This window comes from Longimicrobiales bacterium (assembly GCA_028823235.1).
Classification (GTDB): domain Bacteria; phylum Gemmatimonadota; class Gemmatimonadetes; order Longimicrobiales; family Gaopeijiaceae; genus UBA2589.
The window spans coordinates 76,700-95,840 of sequence record JAPKBW010000013.1 but is presented as its reverse complement, the minus strand read 5'-3'; the positions used below and the strand labels follow the sequence as shown (position 1 = coordinate 95,840).

Sequence of the window (19,141 nt, the reverse complement as noted above, 5' to 3'; positions counted from 1 at the left end):
GCACCCAGCCACACCTAGCTGCCTAGCAGTGTTCTGCGCGTCCTGAGTTGCGGGTACGAGTGGGGCAGGGGAAGAATAAAGAGGTGCTAACAGTTCGGTTGACACACTCAACCCACTTGGAGCGAGCCTACGGCACCGGCGCTCTTCGCTCCCTCCGGTCAGCCGGCTACTTTCCCGTCATGGCTCCCAATACCACCCCAACCATCCCCAACCTCCCCGGCCCCCTAGCCCGGGCTCTCGAAGCCTACGCCGAACGCCTAGACGTAGACGCGATCCAACGCGCCCACGACCTCGCAGTCGCTGCACACACCGGCCAAACCAGAGCGTCCGGTGAGAAATACGTCACACACACGATCGAAGTCGCTACCATCCTCGCGCAGCTGCGCCTCGACACCGACACGATCGTCGCAGGCCTGATTCACGACACGATCGAAGACACCGCGATCTCTCTAGGAGACGTTGAGGGGCAATTCGGCTCCCAGGTCGCGGCGATCGTCGATGGCGTCACGAAGCTCGGCAAGGTCCAGTTCCGCTCGGCCACCGAGCGGCAGGTCGAGAACTATCGAAAGATGCTTCTCTCGATGGCGGGTGACGCGCGCGTGATTATCGTGAAGCTGGCTGATCGTCTCCACAACATGCGGACGCTTGAGCACCTCAGTGAGGACAAGCGCCACCGGATCGCGCTAGAAACGAGGGAGATCTACGCACCTCTCGCGCACCGTCTCGGCATGGCGGGGATCCGCTGGGAACTCGAGGACTTGGCTTTCAAGTTTCTTGAACCGGATGAGTATCGGGCACTTGGAAAACAGATCCGAAAGCGCCGAAAGGTCCGAGAGAGAGAAATCCTCGAGATGCAGCGTCCTCTTGAGGAGGCTCTCGTCGAGGCGGGAATCAAGGCCGAGGTAAGCGGCCGGCCGAAGCATCTCTGGTCGATTCATCGGAAAATCCTGACACAGGGTCGGCCGTACGATGAGATCTATGATCTGATGGCGATGCGGGTGTTGACGGGATCCCTTCAAGATTGCTATGCCGCCCTAGGCGTGATCCACAGCAAGTGGACACCGATTCCGGAACGGTTTCATGACTACGTCGCGACCCCGAAGTCGAACATGTACCGGTCGCTCCACACGACGGTGTTTGGCCCAGGCTCTCGCCGATATGAGATCCAGATCCGCACCGAAGAGATGCATCGGACTTCGGAGTTCGGGATCGCGTCGCACTGGCGCTATAAAGAGGCCGATGGGACCTCTCGGGGTGAGGACGAGGTTGACGATGCGCTCACCTGGTTCCGACAGGTTCTCGAGTGGCAACAGGACACGGCAGAGCCGGAGGAGTTCATGGAGTTCCTCCGGATGGATCTCTTCCGGGGCGAGATGTTCGTCTTCACTCCAGATGGCGATATCAAGTCGCTCCCCATAGGGGCTACGCCGATCGACTTCGCCTTTTCGGTGCATACCGAGGTCGGGTATCACTGTGCGGGTGCGAAGGTGAACGGTCGTGTCGCCCCGCTATCCCGGGAACTCAAGAACGGGGATGCGATCGAGATCCTGACGAACTCCAAGCAGCGCCCCAGTCGCGATTGGCTCGCCTTCGTAAAGACCTCGCGAGCCAGGCAGAGTATTCGTGGTTGGATTCGAAAAGAGGAGTTTGACTCGGCCCTCAAGCTGGGTAAGGATCTCCTTGAGCGGGAGCTAAAGAAGGCCGGCCGGAGGCTGCCTGCTGACCCACAAGACCGACTCGAAGCGGCCATCGCGCTGGGCTATCCGGGTATGGAGCAGGTGTGCGCGGCGCTGGGTCGGGGAGATGTCGGCCCGACTGCGGTGATCAAGCAGTATCATCCAGACCACGATCCAGTCGAGGTTGCGCAGCGCCAGCCGTCGGCTCTATCCAAGCTCGCGGCTCGGCTACGAATTTCCGGACGAGGGATTCGGATTCAGGGCATGGATAATATGATGGTCAGGTACTCGCGCTGCTGTCAGCCGGTGCCTGGGGATCCGGTTCTCGGACACGTAACGCGTGGTCGAGGAGTATCCATCCACCGACAGGACTGTCCCAATGTGCTGGTACTTTCTCGAGATCCAGAACGCCGTATCGAGATCGAGTGGGCTGCAGAGAAGGGGGATCGATTCTTTGTGAAGTTGTTCATACGCGGCTCGGATCGTAGAGGATTACTTTCCGATGTCGCCAAGGCGATCACCACGACTGGGACCGACATTTCTCACGCCGACATGCGCACTACCGAAGGTGGGATGAATGGGGAGTTCGTAGTCGAAGTGCGAGATCTCTCTCACTTGGAGAAGGTCCGGCGCTCAATTGGACGAGTGGAGGGGGTACTCGATGTGGAACGTCGGGAGCATTTAGATGAGGAAGACCTTGGCTGGGCTTAACGTGTGACCACAGCGCTCATCACTGGAATCACCGCTTGGCACAGGGCGCGCGCTGGCCCTGTTTTTAGATCAACTCGATAAAGATTTTACACTCTGAGCGGAGACGCATTTCTTAAAACTGACCTCCCGCCGGAACTCGTCGCAGTCGGCCGGGTCAGAGGGCATCGCAGCGACGGATTCTTCCTCGATATCGGACTACCGGAGACCTATGAACAGGTCCAGCGAGCGGTGCTGGCGTGGTGGATCGGGTAACCGCCGGATGAACTCGAATCGGCTCGCCATCGTCGTTGCTCTGTCTCTCATAGTTGGAGCACCGCACGGAGGGGCGGCACAGTCCCTGGATGTGGGGGATTCCCGTGAAGCGCTTCTACGCCTCTGGCAGCTGACCGGAGATGCGGCCCTCAACTCATTCTCGCTGCGCCCGCTTGTGTCGAGAGAGGATGAGGCGATCGATGGAGCCGGAGCCGGCCCATGGGCCAACCCATTTGTGCTGGAACCCCTGTTCGCTTCCTCTGGCGTGGAAATCACCCCACTTGAAGCTCGGCTCAGGAGCTTCGTGAACACGGGCCATCCGGTTGGGGCGAACGACGGAGTCGTCTGGCAAGGAAGGGGAGTGACCGCGGCGTTGGATCTTGGTACGACGCTTTCGTGGCGCGGCCTGCGGGTCACAGCGAAGCCTACTATCGTATTCGCTCAGAACCGAGCTTTCGACTTGGCCACGGTAGAGGTCGCGGGTATGCCCGACTACGCTTACCCGTGGAGGCGGATCGATCTCCCACAACGGTTTGGCCCTGAGTCATTCTGGACGCTGGACCCCGGCCAATCAGAGGTTCGGGTCAGCGGTTACGGCGCTACGGGGGGATTCAGTACTCGAAATCTCTGGTGGGGTCCGGGAATCAACAGCGCGATCCTCATGAGCAATAACGCTGGTGGCCTTCCCCACGCCTTCCTCGGAACGCGAGGGCCACGGAGCATTGGAATCGGGACCGTCGAGGCGAATTGGATTTGGGGGAGGATGAAACAGTCTGACTACTTCGATCCTTCCGTCGAGATCGATGATCGATACTTGACGGGCCTCGTCGTCGCATATTCGCCGAGCTTCTTGCAGGGGCTCTCCATTGGGTTCACGAGGGTCTTTTATGGATGGGTGCCAGAGGACGGTCTCCCGCTATCCGACCTCTTCCTTGTCCTTCAGGGCATCGAGAAGGAGGACCTCGAGAGTCCCGAGAACCCCACGGGTAACGATGAGCGGGATCAGCTCGTTTCCCTGTTCGCTCGGTGGGTTTTTCCGGCGAGCGGGTTTGAGGTCTACGGAGAGTGGGCTCGCAACGATCATCCGCTGAACTTCTACGACATCTTGCTCGAACCTGAACATTCTCAGGGCTACACCCTTGGGTTCCAGAAAGCTATCGCGATCCCTGGCGACCGCCGGGTATCGTTTCGGGGCGAGCTCACACACCTCGAGCGCGAAGCGACGTTTCGACTCAGGGCGAGTCCGGTCTACTACGCTCACCATCTCGTCACGCAGGGCTATACGCACGGGGGCCAAGGCGTTGGTGCTGCGGTCGGTCCCGGAGGCATCCAGCAGTTTCTGGGAGCTGACCTTTATGCGGCTTGGGGGCGCACGGGCCTCTTTCTGCAGCGGCGTGTGACCGACAATGACGCCTACTATGCCTGGGCCGAGCGGAACGACGTGAGCTTCGACAATCATGATGTGTCTATCGACATCGGCTCGAGTGCGACCTGGTTTGTGCGAGAGTTGGAGATCGGCGCCGGGCTCACATATACGCGGCAGCTGAACCGCTACTTCTATGGTCCGAATGTGAACAACTTCAATATCCAGGCGTCGGCACGATGGAGCTTACACTGATGGCTGCCCGTGTCTGACTTCCAGCTCGTCTCCCCTTACCAACCAGCAGGGGATCAGCCGGCTGCGATTGCAGAACTCACCGCCGGATTGAAACGAGGCGACCCCAAGCAGGTTCTTCTAGGTGCGACGGGCACTGGGAAGACGTTCGCCATCGCGCACGTGATCGCGAATCAGGGCTTGCCTACCCTGGTGATGTCGCACAACAAGACGCTCGCGGCGCAGCTGTATGGCGAACTGAAGGCACTCTTTCCGCACAATGCGGTCGAGTACTTCATCTCCTACTACGACTACTATCAGCCAGAAGCGTACGTGGCCTCGACGGACACGTATATCGAGAAGGATGCCTCAATCAATGAGGATATCGAGCGTCTGCGCCTGAGGGCCACATCGTCATTGATGGAGCGGAAGGACGTGATCGTCGTCGCTTCGGTCTCGTGCATCTTCGGTCTCGGTAATCCGGCGGATTACCGAGGGCTCATGCTCCACATCGACGTTGGAGGTGAGCATCCGAGGAAGCAGATCCTTCAGGGGCTCGTGAACATCCATTACAAGCGGAACGATTACCTCTTCGAACGCGGAACCTTCCGAGTAAGAGGCGACACCGTCGAGGTCTATCCTGCATACGATGAGCAGGCGATTCGCATCGAGTTGTGGGGCGACGAGGTCGAGCGCATCAGTCGTTTTGATCCACTGACTGGGGAAGTGATCGCGGCTCTCGATCGGACTGCTATCTATCCGGCGAGTCACTATGTGACCCGCCGCTCCACGATCGAAAGCATGGTGCCGGAGATACGCGACGAACTCAAAGACCAGCTCACCGTATTCAGGACCAACGAGCAGTTGCTCGAAGCGCAGAGACTCGAGCAGCGAACCCATTTCGACATCGAGATGATGCTGGAAATCGGGACCTGTCCTGGCATCGAGAACTATTCGCTTTATACCAGTGGTCGCCGCACGGGTGACCGTCCGTCTTGCCTGATCGACTACTTCCCGGCGGACTTTCTCACCGTCGTCGACGAGTCTCACGCGTCCATTCCGCAGATCCACGGCATGTACAAGGGAGATCGCTCCAGGAAGACGACCTTGATCGAGCACGGGTTTCGGCTCCCGTCTGCTCTGGATAACCGCCCGCTCAAGTTCGATGAGTGGGTCGACGTGATCCCCCAGGCGATTTATCTCTCCGCCACACCTGGCGATTGGGAAGTCGAGCAGACCGGAGGTGCGGTCGTCGAGCAGATTATTCGTCCTACCGGACTCCTCGACCCGGAGATCTCGATTCGACCAGTGAAGGGTCAGGTTGATGACCTGCTCGCCGAAATTCGGACGCGAGAGCGGAAGGGTGAGCGCGTGCTCGTCACGACCCTCACGAAACGCATGGCGGAGGACTTGTCCGAGTATCTGCAGTCTGTCGGAGTGCGGGTGCGATACATGCACTCGGAGGTTGATACGATCGAGCGCATGGCGATCTTGCGACAACTTCGTCTCGGGAAAATTGACGTGCTGGTCGGAATCAACCTTTTGCGCGAAGGACTCGACCTTCCCGAGGTGTCTCTGGTCGCGATCCTCGACGCGGACAAGGAGGGGTTCCTTCGCAATGCCCGCTCCTTGATTCAGACGATCGGCCGAGCTGCACGGAATCGGGAGGGCAAGGCCGTGCTCTACGCGGATCGAGTCACCCGCTCGATGCAGGAATGTATGGATGAGACGAATCGCCGGCGGGAAATTCAGATCGCACACAATGCAGAGCATGGGATTACGCCCACCACGATTGTTAAGAGCATCGAGGAGATCGAGTTGGCCACCCGTGTGGCGGATGCCAGATCGGCATCGATTTCGGCCGTTGCTGAGGCCAAGGCCTCCTATGCGGACGAAGTGAACCGCGAGGAGTTGGTGAAGATTCTCGAGCAGGAGATGGCGGAGGCCGCTGAGGCTCTCAATTTCGAAAGAGCTGCGTTGGCGCGGGATCAACTTTTTGAGTTGGGAGTCGCGAAGTAGAATTCCAGTGACATAGGGCCACTTATATAGAGATGTGTTCCCTGCTTGTTTAATTTTATTTTGATGTCTGGGTCACCACTTTGGCCAGGCCACTCTAAAGGTTAAGAGTAGATGAAGGTCGGAATCTTTGGTTCTGGATACGTCGGGTTGGTTGTAGGTGCGTGCTTGGCCGAGGCCGGAAACGAAGTGCTGTGTGCCGACATTGACGCCGCGAAGATTGAAATGTTGAACCGAGGTGGCGTCCCGATCTATGAGCCGGGACTGAAGCCGCTGATTGAGCGGAACCTCTCAGTCGGTCGGCTCGCGTTCACCACAGATGTCGAGGCTGCCGTCCGTGCATCCCAGGTCATCTTCATCGCGGTCGGGACCCCGCCTGGCGAGGACGGGTCCGCGGATCTTCAACATGTCTTGGCCGTCGCGAAAACGATCGGCAAGGCCATGGAGGACGAAAAGGTCGTGATCACCAAGAGCACCGTTCCGGTCGGGACCGCCGACCTCGTGAGGGAGGCGATCAAGGCCGAGACGGACCTTCCTGTCCACGTCTGCTCTAATCCGGAGTTCCTGAAGGAAGGTGCGGCCGTCGACGATTTTATGAAGCCGGATCGGGTTGTGGTCGGCGCCGACTCGGAGTATGCCGCTAAGGTGTTACGCGATCTCTACGCTCCGTTCGCTCGCACAGGGGGCTCTGTTATGATCATGGACGTGCGCGCCGCGGAGATCACGAAATACGCCGCGAATGCGATGTTGGCGACGAGGATCAGCTTCATGAATTCGATCGCCCGTCTCTGCGAGGCTACGGGAGCCGACGTCGCCGCGGTGCAACAGGGAATCGGCTCAGATTCGAGAATCGGGCCGAGCTTTCTCTTCCCCGGGATCGGGTATGGGGGCTCCTGCTTCCCCAAAGATGTGAAGGCGCTCGTAAAGACCATGGAGGATTTCGATGTCGACGCTTCGATTCTCCAGGCTGTCGAAGATATCAATGAGAGCCAAAAGAGCGCGCTACTCGACAGGCTGGACGCCCGACTAGGTGCAGATTTGACTGGAAAGACCGTCGCTGTGTGGGGGCTGGCCTTCAAGCCAAACACCGACGACATGCGAGAGGCCCCGAGTCTGGTCACCATTGAGGGTTTGTTAGCGCGTGGAGCACGCGTGGTGGCCCACGATCCCGTCGCGATGGCCGAGGCCCGACGCTACCTGGGCGACCGGGTCACATACGTCGATACGAACTATGACGCGCTCGACGATGCCCACGCGCTCGTGATTCATACAGAGTGGCACCCCTATCGGAGTCCAGACTTCAATCGGATGAAGGCGTCGATGGCTCGGCCTCTCATAATCGACGGCCGGAACCTCTATGACCCTTCCGACATGTCGGAGAGCGGATTCGAGTACTTGTCGATTGGCCGCGCAGCCGCGCAGCCCCGGGAGGCGTGACGTGCGTGTGCTGATAACGGGCGCCGCGGGATTCCTTGGCTCGCATCTGGCCCAGCGCTTCATCGAGTCGGGTCACGAAGTAATCGGAGTCGATAACTTCATCACGGGATCCCGAGCCAACTCGGTCTTCCTCGAATCGCTCGGCTCGTTTCGGCTCATTGAACATGACATTTCAACACCACTGTTCATCGACGACGAGCTCGACGGGGTCCTTCACTTCGCTTCGCCGGCGAGTCCTGTGGACTATCGGGAGATGCCGATCCAGACACTGAAGGCAGGAAGTCTCGGTACCCATAACGCTCTGGGGCTGGCAAACGCAAAGGCTGCCCGGTTCCTCCTCGCCTCGACCTCTGAGGTGTACGGCGACCCCCTCGTGCACCCTCAGCCGGAAACCTATTGGGGCAATGTGAACCCGATCGGCCCGCGCGGCGTTTACGACGAAGCGAAGCGGTTCGCTGAGGCCATGACCATGGCGTACCACACGTATCACGGCCTTGAGACCCGAATCGTAAGGATCTTCAATACGTACGGCCCGCGCATGCGTCCTGGAGATGGCCGAGTCGTTTCGAATTTCATTGTGCAGGCGCTACGGGGAGATCCACTCACGATCTACGGCGACGGCTCTCAGACTCGCTCCTTCTGCTACGTGAAAGATGAAGTCGAAGGCATCTTCCGCCTGTTCAACTCGAATCGGGCCGAGCCCGTGAACATCGGCAACCCGAACGAATTCACGATCGCGGAACTCGCGGAGGTGGTGCTCGAAGAGACGAGTAGTGATTCGACGATCGATCGACTCCCGCTGCCAACCGACGACCCGAAGGTCAGGCAGCCAGATATCACCATCGCACGAGAACTCCTAGGATGGGAACCAGCCGTGGGTCTCCGCTCAGGCATTCGCGAGACCCTGCCATACTTTAGGGAAGAACTGGAGCACCACGACGCCAAGGCACGTACAATCTGAAATGACTGTCAGCCACAACTCGCACGTTCACCAGCTTGAGTCCGAATCAATCTTCCTCATGCGGGAAGTCGCGGCCCAGTTCGAGAGACCCATACTTCTGTTCTCGGGCGGGAAGGACTCGATCCTGATGGATTCAGGTCGTGCCGGCGGTCCGATCCTTGCTTTCCTGAATCAGTCATGACTCTTCGACGAACGATTTGCCTGCTGCTGCTCTCTTTGACCGCCTGGGCGTGTTCGCCTAGCGGTATTGATGTGAGCGCTATCCGGCGTGGTGACGAAGCGTTCGCCCAGGGCAACTACGATGAGGCGCTTGCGGAATACCGGCTCGCGATTCGACAGGGTGCGGACGATCCGGTTGTCACTGCACGGGTGGCACACACCTACACGCTGATGAATCGTGTCGACGACGCTGGCGCTTACTACGTGGACGCAGCAGCCCGTGATCCGAGATTGACTGATCAGGCGGTCTCCGACCTAATGCGATTGGCGCGCCAAAATCAGGACGCACAAGACCGTTTCGCCATGGCCACCGCAGTGGAGACGGCGCTCCGCCTACGTCCGGGGCTCGGTGTCGGGGATATGTCTCTCCCCCTCGCCCGTCACTACTACCAGAACGGCGACTATGGTCGAGCACTTCCCTTCTATCAGAATGCGATGACTGAAGCTGCCGACTCGATTCCGGAGATCGTGTTCGAGGTCGGGGTCGCGCATGACGAGATCGGGGACTGCGAGAACGCCCTGGTCTTCTTCGAGCGCTTCCGAGAAATGGTTCGCCCTTGGGAGCGGGGTGAGGTCGACTGGTACATCGGCACCTGCGCTTTCAACCTCGCCCGTGAGCTTCGCGACCGGACACGCACGGTCGAGCGTACCTTGAGCAGGGGTGACGTCGACCCGGCCGTCCGCCAGTCGCTGGATCGTGACCTGGAAGAGGCTTTGCGTCTGGTGAACCGGACCGTAGCCGTCCAGGAGCCCCGCAACATTCAGGCTCAGGCTTGGTTCGAGAAGGGTGAGATTCTGGCTGAAATGGATGAATGTGAGGCCGCGATGGATGCGTACTCGCAGGTGCGCTATGCCGACCAGGCTGGCTCGCTCATCGATCGGGCGCAGGATCGGTTCGATGAAATTCGCTTCGGCCGAGGCCTAGAGCATCTCGGGGATGGCCGCTGCCGTTAGTTTTTATTCGCTTCAGGAACGAGCGGTCCGAAACCCGTACCTCTTCGCAGTGTAGTCCTCGTTGATGTCGAATCTCATAGCCCCCCGCTTCCGTCTCCCCGCCGCCGCCTATGTAGCCGCGTCCATTGCGCTGTCTGCCTGCGGTGGTGGCAATCGTTACGAAGGCGTGACGCCGGACGAACTGTTTGAGGTTGCGGCGACGGAGTTCGAACAGGAGAACCACGGAAACGCGATTGACGCGCTCGACCGCCTCCTCGTGGCTCATGGCGACTGGGACCGGATCCCCGATGCGCGGCTTATGCTCGGCGATGTGCACTTTGATCGTGGTGACTTTCTGACCGCTCGGGCGGAGTACACGCGATTCATCGACCGATATGCGGGTAATCTTGGTTCCGCGAATGCTGCACTGGGCATCTGCAAGTCGCTGGCTTCTCTGACGCCGCGCCCTCAGCGGGATCAGGGGTACACGCAGGAAGCGATGGCCTCCTGCCGCAACGTCGTGATCGACTTCGCTGGTCGGGAGCAGGCTGCGGAGGCCGCGGGAATCTCCAACGAGCTGCGTTATACGCTCGCGGAGAAGGAGTACATAAACGCGGACTTCTACTTCCGTCGGAACATGCACGACTCGGCGATCAAGTACTACGAGTTCGTGATCACGCTGTATCCGGAATCGCTCTTCGCCCCGCAGGCCCTTCTGGGCATCTATCTGGCGAACAACGCCATCGGTTACGAAGACTTAGCGGAAGCTGCCAAACAACAACTCCTCCTTGAGTATCCGGACTCGGAAGCCGCCTTGTCTGTGGCAGCGGATGGCCCTGGCTCCTGAAGTCAGGGGCGACCTTCCGCTCCGAGTAGGGGTTTTCGGCGGGACGTTCGATCCACCTCATCTGGGTCACGTATCGGGCGCCCGAGAAGTCGCCGATGCGCTGGCGCTCGACGAGGTCCTCTGGATTCCGGCGCGGCGTTCTCCCCTCAAGCCGAACGAGCCGCTGACTGATGTCGAGGTCCGCGTTGAGATGGCCCGGGCGGCGGTCGACCGCGAGTCAGCTTTTCGCGTACATGACTTAGAGATCGGCCGGCCCGGACCATCGTTCACCCTAGACACGCTGCGAGAACTCCGTGGCGAGGTGCATCCCGACACCGAGTTGTTCCTGATCATCGGGATGGACCAGTACCGCGCCCTGGACGCTTGGCGAAAGCCCGACGAGATCGCGCGAATCGCGACGATCGTGGTGATGGACAGGAAAGGGGAAGGGCTGTCTGCGACCGTAGGAGATGGCGGTCCACGTCGAATTCCGGTGGCCCGGGTCGATGTTTCGTCCACGGAGGTCCGCAGACGCGTTGGCAGGGGAGAAAGCGTTGCAGGCATGGTGTCACCGGCCGTGTTGGCGATCATGGCGCGTGAGCGTTTGTACGAGAACGCCTAGGAGCGCTGCCGACGCGAGTGCTAGGAGAGTTATCTTTCTGACGCGTACAGAAGTACGGAACCACCATCGGAGTTGGCCCCCTGAGACTCGACGAAATCGAAGTGGGACGCTGGGGCGAAAGGATTGGCAGGACAGTCGATCCGCCTGTTGTAATCGCGCTCCGAGGATCCCTTGGAGCTGGAAAGTCCGTGCTCGCTCGTGCGATTGGTCGCGGCGCTGGGGTAGCGGACCCGATGCCCTCACCCTCGTACAACCTCCTGCTGCGCTACACGACCCCAGACGGTGGGGTCGTCTCTCATCTCGACCTCTATAGAATTGAGTCCTCCGAGGAGGTCTGGGAGCTCGGGTGGTCTCAACTCGGCACGGAAGGTGATGTCGTACTCGTCGAGTGGCCGGAGAGAGCAGAGGACCTTATGCCACCAGATTACTGGCTGATCAGTCTGGATGCGCCTGATGACCACCCTCTACTGCGTGACGTCGAGGTCCAGCGCGTCGGGCGACCACCTGAACTGCCGGGCTTCCCGATGTCCGTGTCGACATCAGGATGATAGTGCTTGCCTTTGACACCGCCGGTCCCCTCGGCTCCGTCGCAGTAGCGTCGGGCACCGACGTGCTTGCCCGCGGAGTCATGGTACGTCAGGCCGGCCATGCCGCCGGATTGATCCCGATGATCGAGGAGACGCTCGAGGACGCCGGCGTGGGCCGTGAAGAGGTCAGTGGAATTGTTGTGGGCGAGGGACCTGGCTCCTTCACCGGTGTTCGGGTAGCAGCCGCTACCGCGAAGGGATTGAGTCGGGCGTTGGGTGCCCCCCTTTACGCGGTGTCGAGCCTTGCCGCAGTCGCACTCGCGGCTGCTCCCGGCAGTGCATTCGGAGCCGCATCCGTTCGGTACGCCCTGTTCGATGCGCGCGCCGAGCGTGTGTACGGCGCGTGTTATGGCGTGGCCCACGACCATGTGGACACTCTCGTCGAGCCGCACGCCGGAGAATTGCGGGACGTACTTGCTGGCGATGTCCCCGCAGGCACTGTCTTCATTGGTAACTCGGCCGAGAAGCACCGGGCAGCGATCGAAGGCGCGGGCTATCGAGTCGAAGCCGCTGATCCAGGGCGGACCCCGGCCGATGGGCTCGTACGCTTCCTGGCGCTGACTCCGGATCTCAGGCCGGTTGGGGATCCCGGGGCTTGGGAACCGGAGTACGTCCGCGCATCCAGCGCTGAGCGGTTGTGGAGGACCTGACGCTCCCGGCGGGCGTGATTGTCCGACCGATGGGCCGCCGTGACATCAATGCGGTCGTTGCGATAGAGGGCGATGCGTTCGCCACACCTTGGCAGGCGGACACCTTCTTAGGGCTCTTCGATCGGGATGGTGTCGAGCTTCTGGTTATGACAGATGATGATGACGCTATCGTCGGCTACGCCATCCTCTGGTGTATTCTCGATCAGGGTGAGCTCGCTAACATCGCGATTGTGCCAGCCCGGCGGGGCGAAGGGCTGGGAAGGGCTCTGCTCTTACAGGTTTTGGACGTCGCTCGCGAGCGAGGAGTTCAGCAGCTGTTCCTTGAGGTCCGTGCTTCCAACGAAGTGGCGATCGATCTGTATCTGAGGCAGGGCTTTAAGGAAGTCGGTGTGCGAAGGAACTACTACGGCCGCCCACCCGAGGACGCGAAGGTGATGCTGGCGGCGATCGGCTAGCTGCCGACCTGGTTGATCAATCCGGGCCTCTTTCCGATCGATTGGGACATTGCAACGCTGTTTGGCTCGTTCGGTGTGAGGGCAATTGGCTTAATCCACTGAATAAAATTGTTAAGTAATACTTCAAATACTTGCTATTATACTTGGTGATCAGTGGGCCTGAACGACTCACGAAAACCCAATTCAGGTATCGATGAAGCAGTCAAAACGTAAGGTTCTGGTTACGGGGGGTGCCGGCTTCATCGCCAGTCACGTTTCTGAGGCCTACTTGGCTCAGGGCGACGACGTCTGGATTGTTGACAATCTTTCTTCGGGAAAACGGACGAATGTCCCGGCCGGGGCCGAGTTCATCGAGATGGACATTCGCGACCCGGAGATCCGAAACTTGTTCCGGGAAGTTCGTTTCGACTTGGTTAATCATCACGCGGCCCAGATTGACGTCCGCATCTCAGTGAATGATCCTGCAGAGGACGCTGGGATCAACCTCACAGGGCTTCTGAACATCACCGAGTCTGCGCTTGAGGTCGGCACGAAACGGGTGGTTTTCATCAGCAGTGGGGGTGTCGTGTATGGCGAGCCAGAAGAGATCCCCACACCGGAAGGTGCCCCGAAGCTCCCGCTGTCGCCCTACGGGGTCACGAAGCTGGGGGGGGAGTACTATCTCAACTACTACCGCATGATCCGGGGCATGGAGTATGTCGCGCTGCGCTACTCCAACGTTTTCGGTCCTCGCCAAGATCCGCATGGTGAGGCGGGTGTAGTAGCGATCTTCTGCAACCGTCTCCTCGCCGGGGAATCGCTCACGATTTTCGGCGATGGAGAGCAGACCCGGGACTACGTGTACGTGAAGGATGTGGTGGCTGCCAACATGCTTGCCTCCGGCGTCGACATGGGTGAAGGACATGGGCTCGATGCCCGAGCCTTCAACGTGGCAACTGGGGTTGCTACAAGTGTGGTCGGCCTTGCGGATGCCCTCGAGGGTATCGCGGGTGCGTCATTCGAACGAAATCACGAGCCAGGGCGACCGGGTGAATTGCGCCACAGTACTCTGAACTCCGGGCTGATCCAGTCACGCGGCTGGACACCTAGGTTCACCTTGGAACAAGGCTTGCAAGAAACCTACAAGTACATTGCCAACCAGAGGTCCGGGTCAGCCGAATGATTTTCTCGCTCATGCTTTTTCAAGCACAACCACCGACGAGTGCCTTCCAAATGATCGTCGGGGGTGATCTGCCTACACAGGTCGTTCTCCTTGTCCTCGGAGTCGGGTCCATGGCGTCGTGGTGGCTGATCTTCACCAAGTCGCGCCAGTTCAGGGAGGTCCGCCAACAGGGGGATGAATTTCTCGACTATATGGAGAAGGCTCAGCGCCTCGAGGACGCCTACAAGACTATCCTCTCGCTGCCGGATTCGCCGTACGGACGCGTGTTTCGGCAGGGAGTGAACTTCTTCAGTGAACTCCGACCTGGAGCACTGCGTGAGGGCGCTCCGCAGTCGCGGGGTCTGTCCCTGACGCAGCTTGAGGCTTTGCGGTTGGTGCTGGAGAAGGAAGAAGCCCAAGAGCGGGACGAACTGTCCTACGGACTGGGCTGGCTCGCGGTAATTGGGTCCGTGTCGCCTCTGATGGGCCTCATGGGGACCGTCATTGGAATCATGAATGTGTTTCTTGGCATTACTGTGTCGGGTTCCAGCAACATGGCGGCTGTGGCCCCGGGTGTTGCCGGTGCTCTGGTCACGACGGTCGCTGGGCTGTTTGTCGCGATCCCTGCGGTGATCGCCTACAACCATTTCGTCGGCAAGCTCAATCTCGTCAGTGGCGAACTCGAAGGCTTCTCCAGTGAGTTCATTGGAACGCTCGCGCGGGAGGGGCGCGTCTAGATGTCCTCTTTGGGTGCGCACCGCAGGGGTGGCGGTCGGTCTCGGGCCGACCTTCCGATCAACGCCGACATCAACGTGACCAGTCTCGTCGACGTTGCGTTCACGCTGCTCGTGATCTTCATCATCACCGCGCCGATTCTTCAAGGCGGCATCGAGGTATCGATCCCGAGGGCTGATGTGCAGCCGTTGAACACGGAGGAAGCCCCCTTCTTCATAACGATCACGCGTGACGGCGAGATCTTCATGGAGGAGAGCTCGGTGACCCTTGCTGAACTCGAGTCGGGGTTGCCCCAGCTGCTGTCGACTGGAACGGTCGAGCGTGTCTTCATTCGGGCGGATTCGGTCGCCTACTGGGGCCCCGTTCTCAAAACGATGGCCATCGCAGTGAACAGTGGTGTGCCCTGGTCCGTGGTGGGCGAGCCCTACCGTCCCGGGGGGGAGTGATTCGATGACGCGTCGTGGGCGTGGACTTGACCCATTTGACCGATGGTCCATGGGATTGTCTGCCTTGGTGCACGCATCAATTTTCTCGCTGGGGTGGCTGAGCACACTCTATGATCCGCCCCAGATGGAGTTTCTGACCTACGAAATCGATCTGGTGTCACCGCCGCCTGCTCGGCAGGCCGAGGTGCCCGAGCCGGCCACCGAAGAGCTGGTGATAGAGCGGCCAGAGCCGGAGCCGGCACCGCCGGAGCCGGAGGTCGAGGAAATCGTACCAATCCCTGTCGATGACCCTGAGCCCGAGCCTGACCCGCCTCCCGAGGCGCCACAGGACCCAGTCGAGGACGATTCGCCGGAAGCGGCCGAAGAAAGCGTTGTCGCAGCCGCGGTCGATGAGCCTGAGGAAGAGCCGGAAGAGACGGGTGAGGGGCTCAATGTGCGCATTGAGGGCTTGCGGCGTGACTACCCTCAGTACTATGAGAACATCATCCGCCAGATCCAGCGATGCTTCCGCTGGCAGGATGGGGGGAATTGGGAAACGGTCCTGTTTTTCAACATCGACCGCGAAGGGAATGCGCTGGATATCGAGTTCGTGACGCGGTCGGGCAGTACCGGGTTCGACTACGAGTCGATGGACGCCGTGGAATGTGCGGGCCAGGAGGGGCGCTTTGGAGCATTGCCCGAAGATCTTCCCTATGAACGATTCCCCGTCCGATTCCGGTTTCGACCATCGGGCGATTCTGAAGCATTCTTTCCGGCCGCTGGGACTCCTGGCGAGGTGACGTTCGAACGATGAGCTTCAGAAGTCGTGTGGTGTGGTGTGCCGGTGTTCTAGCAGGGGCGACCGTTCTGATCGGCCCCGGCGGCGTGAGCGCTCAAGAAGAGCTACCAGGAATCGAACTCGGACTCACGTATGCGTCGTCCTATTTGCCGGCCCTCGCGGTTCAGCCGTTCATGGGGAGCTTCGGTGGAGACGAAATCGCCCCCCAAGTGGAAGCGATTGTAGGGCGTGACATGCGCAACTCCGATCGATTCGAGGTGCTGGATTCACTTCCCGGTGCCATCGTCGGAGAGCAGGTCGATTATGGTCTCTGGGACCGGCTCGGTGCAGTCTGGCTGGTCACGGGTCAGGTAGAGGGGGCTGGCGACGGGTACGTCCTGATCGTGGAACTTCACGATGTCGTCTACGGCGAGGTGCGAGAGCGGGGACGCTTTCGTTTGCCGGACCAGACCGACGAAGACTTCAGGATGGCCGTGCACCGTACCTCCGACGAAGTCGTGCGCTGGGCCACGGGTGACCCAGGCATGGCAGCAACTCGGATCGCCTTCTCAATGTTGGGTAGCGACAACAACAAGGAGATCTACGTCATCGACGCCGATGGCGAGAACCTGCATCAGGTTACTCGTTACGGAAGCATGACCGAGTCTGCGACGTGGTCGCCTGATGGGTCTCGGCTTGCCCTCGCGTCATGGAAGACCGGCGTGCCCCGGATCTATGAGATCGATCGATTCGGTGAGAACGAGCGAATGGTTCCGGCGCTTCGAGGTCTTGGTGACTATATCACGCCGACGTATCACCCGGACGGTGAGACCATCGCGTTTACGGTGATGGGAAGTGACTCTCAGAGCGGAATCTTTACCTACAATTTTGCGCAGAATTGTTGCCTTTCATTTCTGTCGGGTGGGCCATGGCACGATTACGGTCCCACGTACTCGCCCGACGGACGATGGCTGGCCTTCGCCACACTTCGTTTCGGGACTGACGTGCCACAGGTAATGATGATGCCGGCGGAAGGCGGCTCGGCAGAGACGCTGTCACCCTACGAGTACGGCGGCGGTGGATTCTACTCCGGGGCCGACTGGTCTCCGAGTGGGGATTTCGTCGCATTCCACGGGCGTATCGACCGCCGCGGCCGATATCACATCCTCGTCGCCGATCTCGAAGACGGAGGCCGCGTCCTTCGGCAGCTCACCTCGGAGGGGAACAACGAGTCTCCGAGTTGGGCTCCAGACGGTCGACACCTGGTCTTCAAGGGTGAGCGTAATTGGGGCACGGGGCTGATGATTGTAGACGTCGCCACCGGCAAGATTAGGTCGCTTCTGGGGGGGCGGGTCATCGACCTTCCCGACTGGTCACCGGCATTGCCTCCGACGTAGTAATGCGGTCGCTCGAATGAGTCTTCGGACAGCGGTATCGAGGGCTTCTCAGTCTGCGGTCGGGCAACGTAGGATAAACGTTGCGTTTTCGTGGCATGAGACCTATATGGCAGGGGGACTTTTCCCTCTGAAAAAGGGCGTTAGCTTCGTTTAGTTAGACGCCCCTAGCACGTTCTGAATTCATTTCAGTTCGTTAAACCCGGGAGATGGGATGATCGTCCGTCGTTTTTTCGTAATGGTTTTTGCAGCCACGCTCCTGGTAGGCGCTTGCGGTGGTGATCCGCCGCCGCCGCCGCCACCACCGCAGCCAGACGCTGATTCGCTTGCGGCCTACAACGACTCCGTAGCAGCCGCAGCGGCTGAACGTCGGGCCGAGGCCGAGCGTGTTGCCGCAGAGCGTGAGGCGGAGGCTGCCAGTCAGCGGGCTATGCGCGCCGCGCGTGCAACGCTCGAAGAGATGGTCTTCTTCGACTACGACATGTCCGAGATTCGTGACGATGCGCAGACCGCGCTTCGTGCGAAGGTCGACATTCTGCGTGCCAGTCCGCAGGTCCAGATCCGCATCGAGGGTCATGCGGATGACCGTGGCTCCACAGAGTACAACATGGCGCTCGGTAATCGTCGCGCCGAAGCGATCCGCCAGTTCCTGACGGGCTTCGGCCTCGCGGAGAACCGGTTCGAGATCGTTTCGTTCGGTGAAGGTCGTCCGCTCCAGCAGGGATCGACTGATTCTGCCTGGGCGCGGAACCGGCGTGGTCAGTTCGTGATCACGGCGGGTGCCAACGCGATCAACCCCGCCAACTGACGGGGATGTATCTGAGAGACCCCTCCTCCGGCTCGCCGGGGGAGGGGTTCCTTGTGCATATGAGGACAGTATGGATCGACGACTGATCGGCCGTGCAGTGACCCTGTTCGTGGTTTCCGCGATGTCAGGCGGATGCGCCATGAAGGGAGACATTCGCCTGCTCCAGGAGGAGTTACGAATGGGTTCCGCACGTCAGGACTCCATACTGACTCAGATCCGGCTGGAGACACTTCAGACGCAGGACTCTCTGAGGAATCAGAACGATCAGGCGTTTGAGCTTCGTGGTGACTTGAATCGGCAGCTTCAGCAGATCAGTCAGACACTCGTTCGTCTCGAGGCGATCGCCGGTGAAAATCAGCGAGGCCTCGCTTCGGTCCGGGATCAGTTGGCGAACATTCGGCGCACACCGAACCCCCGACCAACCACGACGGTCACCGATAACTCGGATATGACTGGCGGAGGCGGAGAGAGCCTCATCGCCGGCGCCGACAATCCGGATGAATTGTGGCGGGTGGCGCAGGACCAGGTGCAGCGGGGTTCGTTGAACTCAGCGACGAACGCCTTTGAGGATTTCCTCGCGCAGCACTCCACCGATGAAAGAGTGGTCGACGGCCACTTCCACCTGGCTGACATCCTCCTGCAGCAGGGTCGTCCAGAGGATGCGCTTGCCGCGTTCCAGGAAATCCAGTCGCTGTTTCCAACGCATGCCAAGGTGCCTGACGCGCTATTTCGGGTCGCCAACATTCAGCTTCAACTCGATGACGGGGACGGAGCAAAAGTGACGCTCGAACGTCTTGTGAACACGTACCCCGGCTCGACTATGGCCATGCTCGCCCGGGATATGCTCGAAGAGATCGGGTAGTGCATACGCCGGCGAATCTCTCAGCCGGCGGGCGGCCCACCGTTCCGGGGCGCTGACCG

General features: G+C 60.0%; 18 protein-coding genes. All 18 read left to right on the top strand.

Features of this window, described 5'->3' with window-relative positions:
- The first annotated feature begins 98 nt into the window (after positions 1–98).
- The 18 genes from OSA81_09355 to OSA81_09270 all read left to right on the top strand — a co-directional run bounded on the left by OSA81_09355 (position 99) and on the right by OSA81_09270 (position 19,082).
- Positions 99–2,387 carry a bifunctional (p)ppGpp synthetase/guanosine-3',5'-bis(diphosphate) 3'-pyrophosphohydrolase gene (locus OSA81_09355; protein ID MDE0899211.1) on the top strand — a complete coding sequence of 763 codons (2,289 nt, stop codon included), beginning with the start codon at positions 99–101 and terminating at the stop codon, positions 2,385–2,387.
- 259 nt (positions 2,388–2,646) lie between these two features.
- Complete coding sequence (locus OSA81_09350) at positions 2,647–4,257, top strand: hypothetical protein (GenBank protein ID MDE0899210.1); 1,611 nt, start codon at positions 2,647–2,649, stop codon at positions 4,255–4,257.
- A gap of 9 nt (positions 4,258–4,266) precedes the next feature.
- On the top strand, positions 4,267–6,252 hold the full coding sequence (uvrB, locus tag OSA81_09345) for an excinuclease ABC subunit UvrB (protein ID MDE0899209.1): 1,986 nt from the start codon (positions 4,267–4,269) through the stop codon (positions 6,250–6,252).
- A 111-nt stretch (positions 6,253–6,363) separates the two neighbouring features.
- Positions 6,364–7,686 (top strand): UDP-glucose/GDP-mannose dehydrogenase family protein, encoded by a 1,323-nt coding sequence (locus OSA81_09340; protein MDE0899208.1) that lies wholly within the window; start codon positions 6,364–6,366, stop codon positions 7,684–7,686.
- A 1-nt stretch (position 7,687) separates the two neighbouring features.
- Complete coding sequence (locus OSA81_09335) at positions 7,688–8,647, top strand: SDR family oxidoreductase (GenBank protein MDE0899207.1); 960 nt, start codon at positions 7,688–7,690, stop codon at positions 8,645–8,647.
- 177 nt (positions 8,648–8,824) lie between these two features.
- A complete protein-coding gene (locus tag OSA81_09330; protein ID MDE0899206.1) occupies positions 8,825–9,820 on the top strand; it encodes a tetratricopeptide repeat protein in 996 nt (331 codons plus the stop codon).
- A 64-nt stretch (positions 9,821–9,884) separates the two neighbouring features.
- Entirely contained in the window at positions 9,885–10,646 is a 762-nt protein-coding gene (gene bamD, locus OSA81_09325) for an outer membrane protein assembly factor BamD (GenBank protein MDE0899205.1), read from the top strand.
- Positions 10,630–11,247: a nicotinate-nucleotide adenylyltransferase gene (gene nadD / locus OSA81_09320; GenBank protein ID MDE0899204.1), complete on the top strand. Its 618-nt coding sequence runs from the start codon at positions 10,630–10,632 to the stop codon at positions 11,245–11,247. Before bamD ends, nadD begins: the two co-directional genes overlap by 17 nt.
- A gap of 101 nt (positions 11,248–11,348) precedes the next feature.
- Positions 11,349–11,795: a tRNA (adenosine(37)-N6)-threonylcarbamoyltransferase complex ATPase subunit type 1 TsaE gene (tsaE, locus tag OSA81_09315; GenBank protein ID MDE0899203.1), complete on the top strand. Its 447-nt coding sequence runs from the start codon at positions 11,349–11,351 to the stop codon at positions 11,793–11,795.
- Positions 11,792–12,484 carry a tRNA (adenosine(37)-N6)-threonylcarbamoyltransferase complex dimerization subunit type 1 TsaB gene (tsaB, locus tag OSA81_09310; GenBank protein ID MDE0899202.1) on the top strand — a complete coding sequence of 231 codons (693 nt, stop codon included), beginning with the start codon at positions 11,792–11,794 and terminating at the stop codon, positions 12,482–12,484. The genes tsaE and tsaB overlap by 4 nt, the downstream gene beginning before the upstream one ends.
- Positions 12,472–12,939 carry a ribosomal protein S18-alanine N-acetyltransferase gene (rimI, locus tag OSA81_09305; GenBank protein MDE0899201.1) on the top strand — a complete coding sequence of 156 codons (468 nt, stop codon included), beginning with the start codon at positions 12,472–12,474 and terminating at the stop codon, positions 12,937–12,939. Before tsaB ends, rimI begins: the two co-directional genes overlap by 13 nt.
- Positions 12,940–13,132: 193 nt before the next feature.
- Entirely contained in the window at positions 13,133–14,101 is a 969-nt protein-coding gene (locus OSA81_09300) for an NAD-dependent epimerase/dehydratase family protein (GenBank protein ID MDE0899200.1), read from the top strand.
- A 50-nt stretch (positions 14,102–14,151) separates the two neighbouring features.
- Positions 14,152–14,817, top strand: a complete 666-nt coding sequence (locus OSA81_09295; protein MDE0899199.1) for a MotA/TolQ/ExbB proton channel family protein — start codon at positions 14,152–14,154, stop codon at positions 14,815–14,817.
- The gene (locus OSA81_09290) at positions 14,818–15,261 is read left to right on the top strand and encodes a biopolymer transporter ExbD (GenBank protein MDE0899198.1); all 444 of its coding nucleotides are present in this window, start codon (positions 14,818–14,820) and stop codon (positions 15,259–15,261) included.
- 4 nt (positions 15,262–15,265) lie between these two features.
- Positions 15,266–16,054, top strand: coding sequence for a TonB C-terminal domain-containing protein (locus OSA81_09285; GenBank protein MDE0899197.1), 789 nt, complete (start codon positions 15,266–15,268; stop codon positions 16,052–16,054).
- On the top strand, positions 16,051–17,415 hold the full coding sequence (locus OSA81_09280; protein MDE0899196.1) for a hypothetical protein: 1,365 nt from the start codon (positions 16,051–16,053) through the stop codon (positions 17,413–17,415). Before OSA81_09285 ends, OSA81_09280 begins: the two co-directional genes overlap by 4 nt.
- Before the next feature lie 211 nt (positions 17,416–17,626).
- The gene (locus tag OSA81_09275; GenBank protein ID MDE0899195.1) at positions 17,627–18,220 is read left to right on the top strand and encodes an OmpA family protein; all 594 of its coding nucleotides are present in this window, start codon (positions 17,627–17,629) and stop codon (positions 18,218–18,220) included.
- 70 nt (positions 18,221–18,290) lie between these two features.
- Positions 18,291–19,082 (top strand): tetratricopeptide repeat protein, encoded by a 792-nt coding sequence (locus OSA81_09270; protein MDE0899194.1) that lies wholly within the window; start codon positions 18,291–18,293, stop codon positions 19,080–19,082.
- Positions 19,083–19,141: the final 59 nt, after the last annotated feature.

Excerpts from the sequence above, each read along its gene's own strand:
- OSA81_09330 (MDE0899206.1), top strand. The coding sequence starts at position 8,825 with ATGACTCTTCGACGAACGATTTGCCTGCTGCTGCTCTCTTTGACCGCC.
- OSA81_09295 (MDE0899199.1), top strand. The coding sequence starts at position 14,152 with ATGATCGTCGGGGGTGATCTGCCTACACAGGTCGTTCTCCTTGTCCTC.
- OSA81_09290 (MDE0899198.1), top strand. The coding sequence starts at position 14,818 with ATGTCCTCTTTGGGTGCGCACCGCAGGGGTGGCGGTCGGTCTCGGGCC.
- OSA81_09275 (MDE0899195.1), top strand. The coding sequence starts at position 17,627 with ATGATCGTCCGTCGTTTTTTCGTAATGGTTTTTGCAGCCACGCTCCTG.
- OSA81_09300 (MDE0899200.1), top strand. The coding sequence starts at position 13,133 with ATGAAGCAGTCAAAACGTAAGGTTCTGGTTACGGGGGGTGCCGGCTTC.
- OSA81_09280 (MDE0899196.1), top strand. The coding sequence starts at position 16,051 with ATGAGCTTCAGAAGTCGTGTGGTGTGGTGTGCCGGTGTTCTAGCAGGG.
- tsaB (MDE0899202.1), top strand. The coding sequence starts at position 11,792 with ATGATAGTGCTTGCCTTTGACACCGCCGGTCCCCTCGGCTCCGTCGCA.
- bamD (MDE0899205.1), top strand. The coding sequence starts at position 9,885 with ATGTCGAATCTCATAGCCCCCCGCTTCCGTCTCCCCGCCGCCGCCTAT.
- nadD (MDE0899204.1), top strand. The coding sequence starts at position 10,630 with ATGGCCCTGGCTCCTGAAGTCAGGGGCGACCTTCCGCTCCGAGTAGGG.
- OSA81_09270 (MDE0899194.1), top strand. The coding sequence starts at position 18,291 with ATGGATCGACGACTGATCGGCCGTGCAGTGACCCTGTTCGTGGTTTCC.
- OSA81_09285 (MDE0899197.1), top strand. The coding sequence starts at position 15,266 with ATGACGCGTCGTGGGCGTGGACTTGACCCATTTGACCGATGGTCCATG.
- OSA81_09350 (MDE0899210.1), top strand. The coding sequence starts at position 2,647 with ATGAACTCGAATCGGCTCGCCATCGTCGTTGCTCTGTCTCTCATAGTT.
- OSA81_09340 (MDE0899208.1), top strand. The coding sequence starts at position 6,364 with ATGAAGGTCGGAATCTTTGGTTCTGGATACGTCGGGTTGGTTGTAGGT.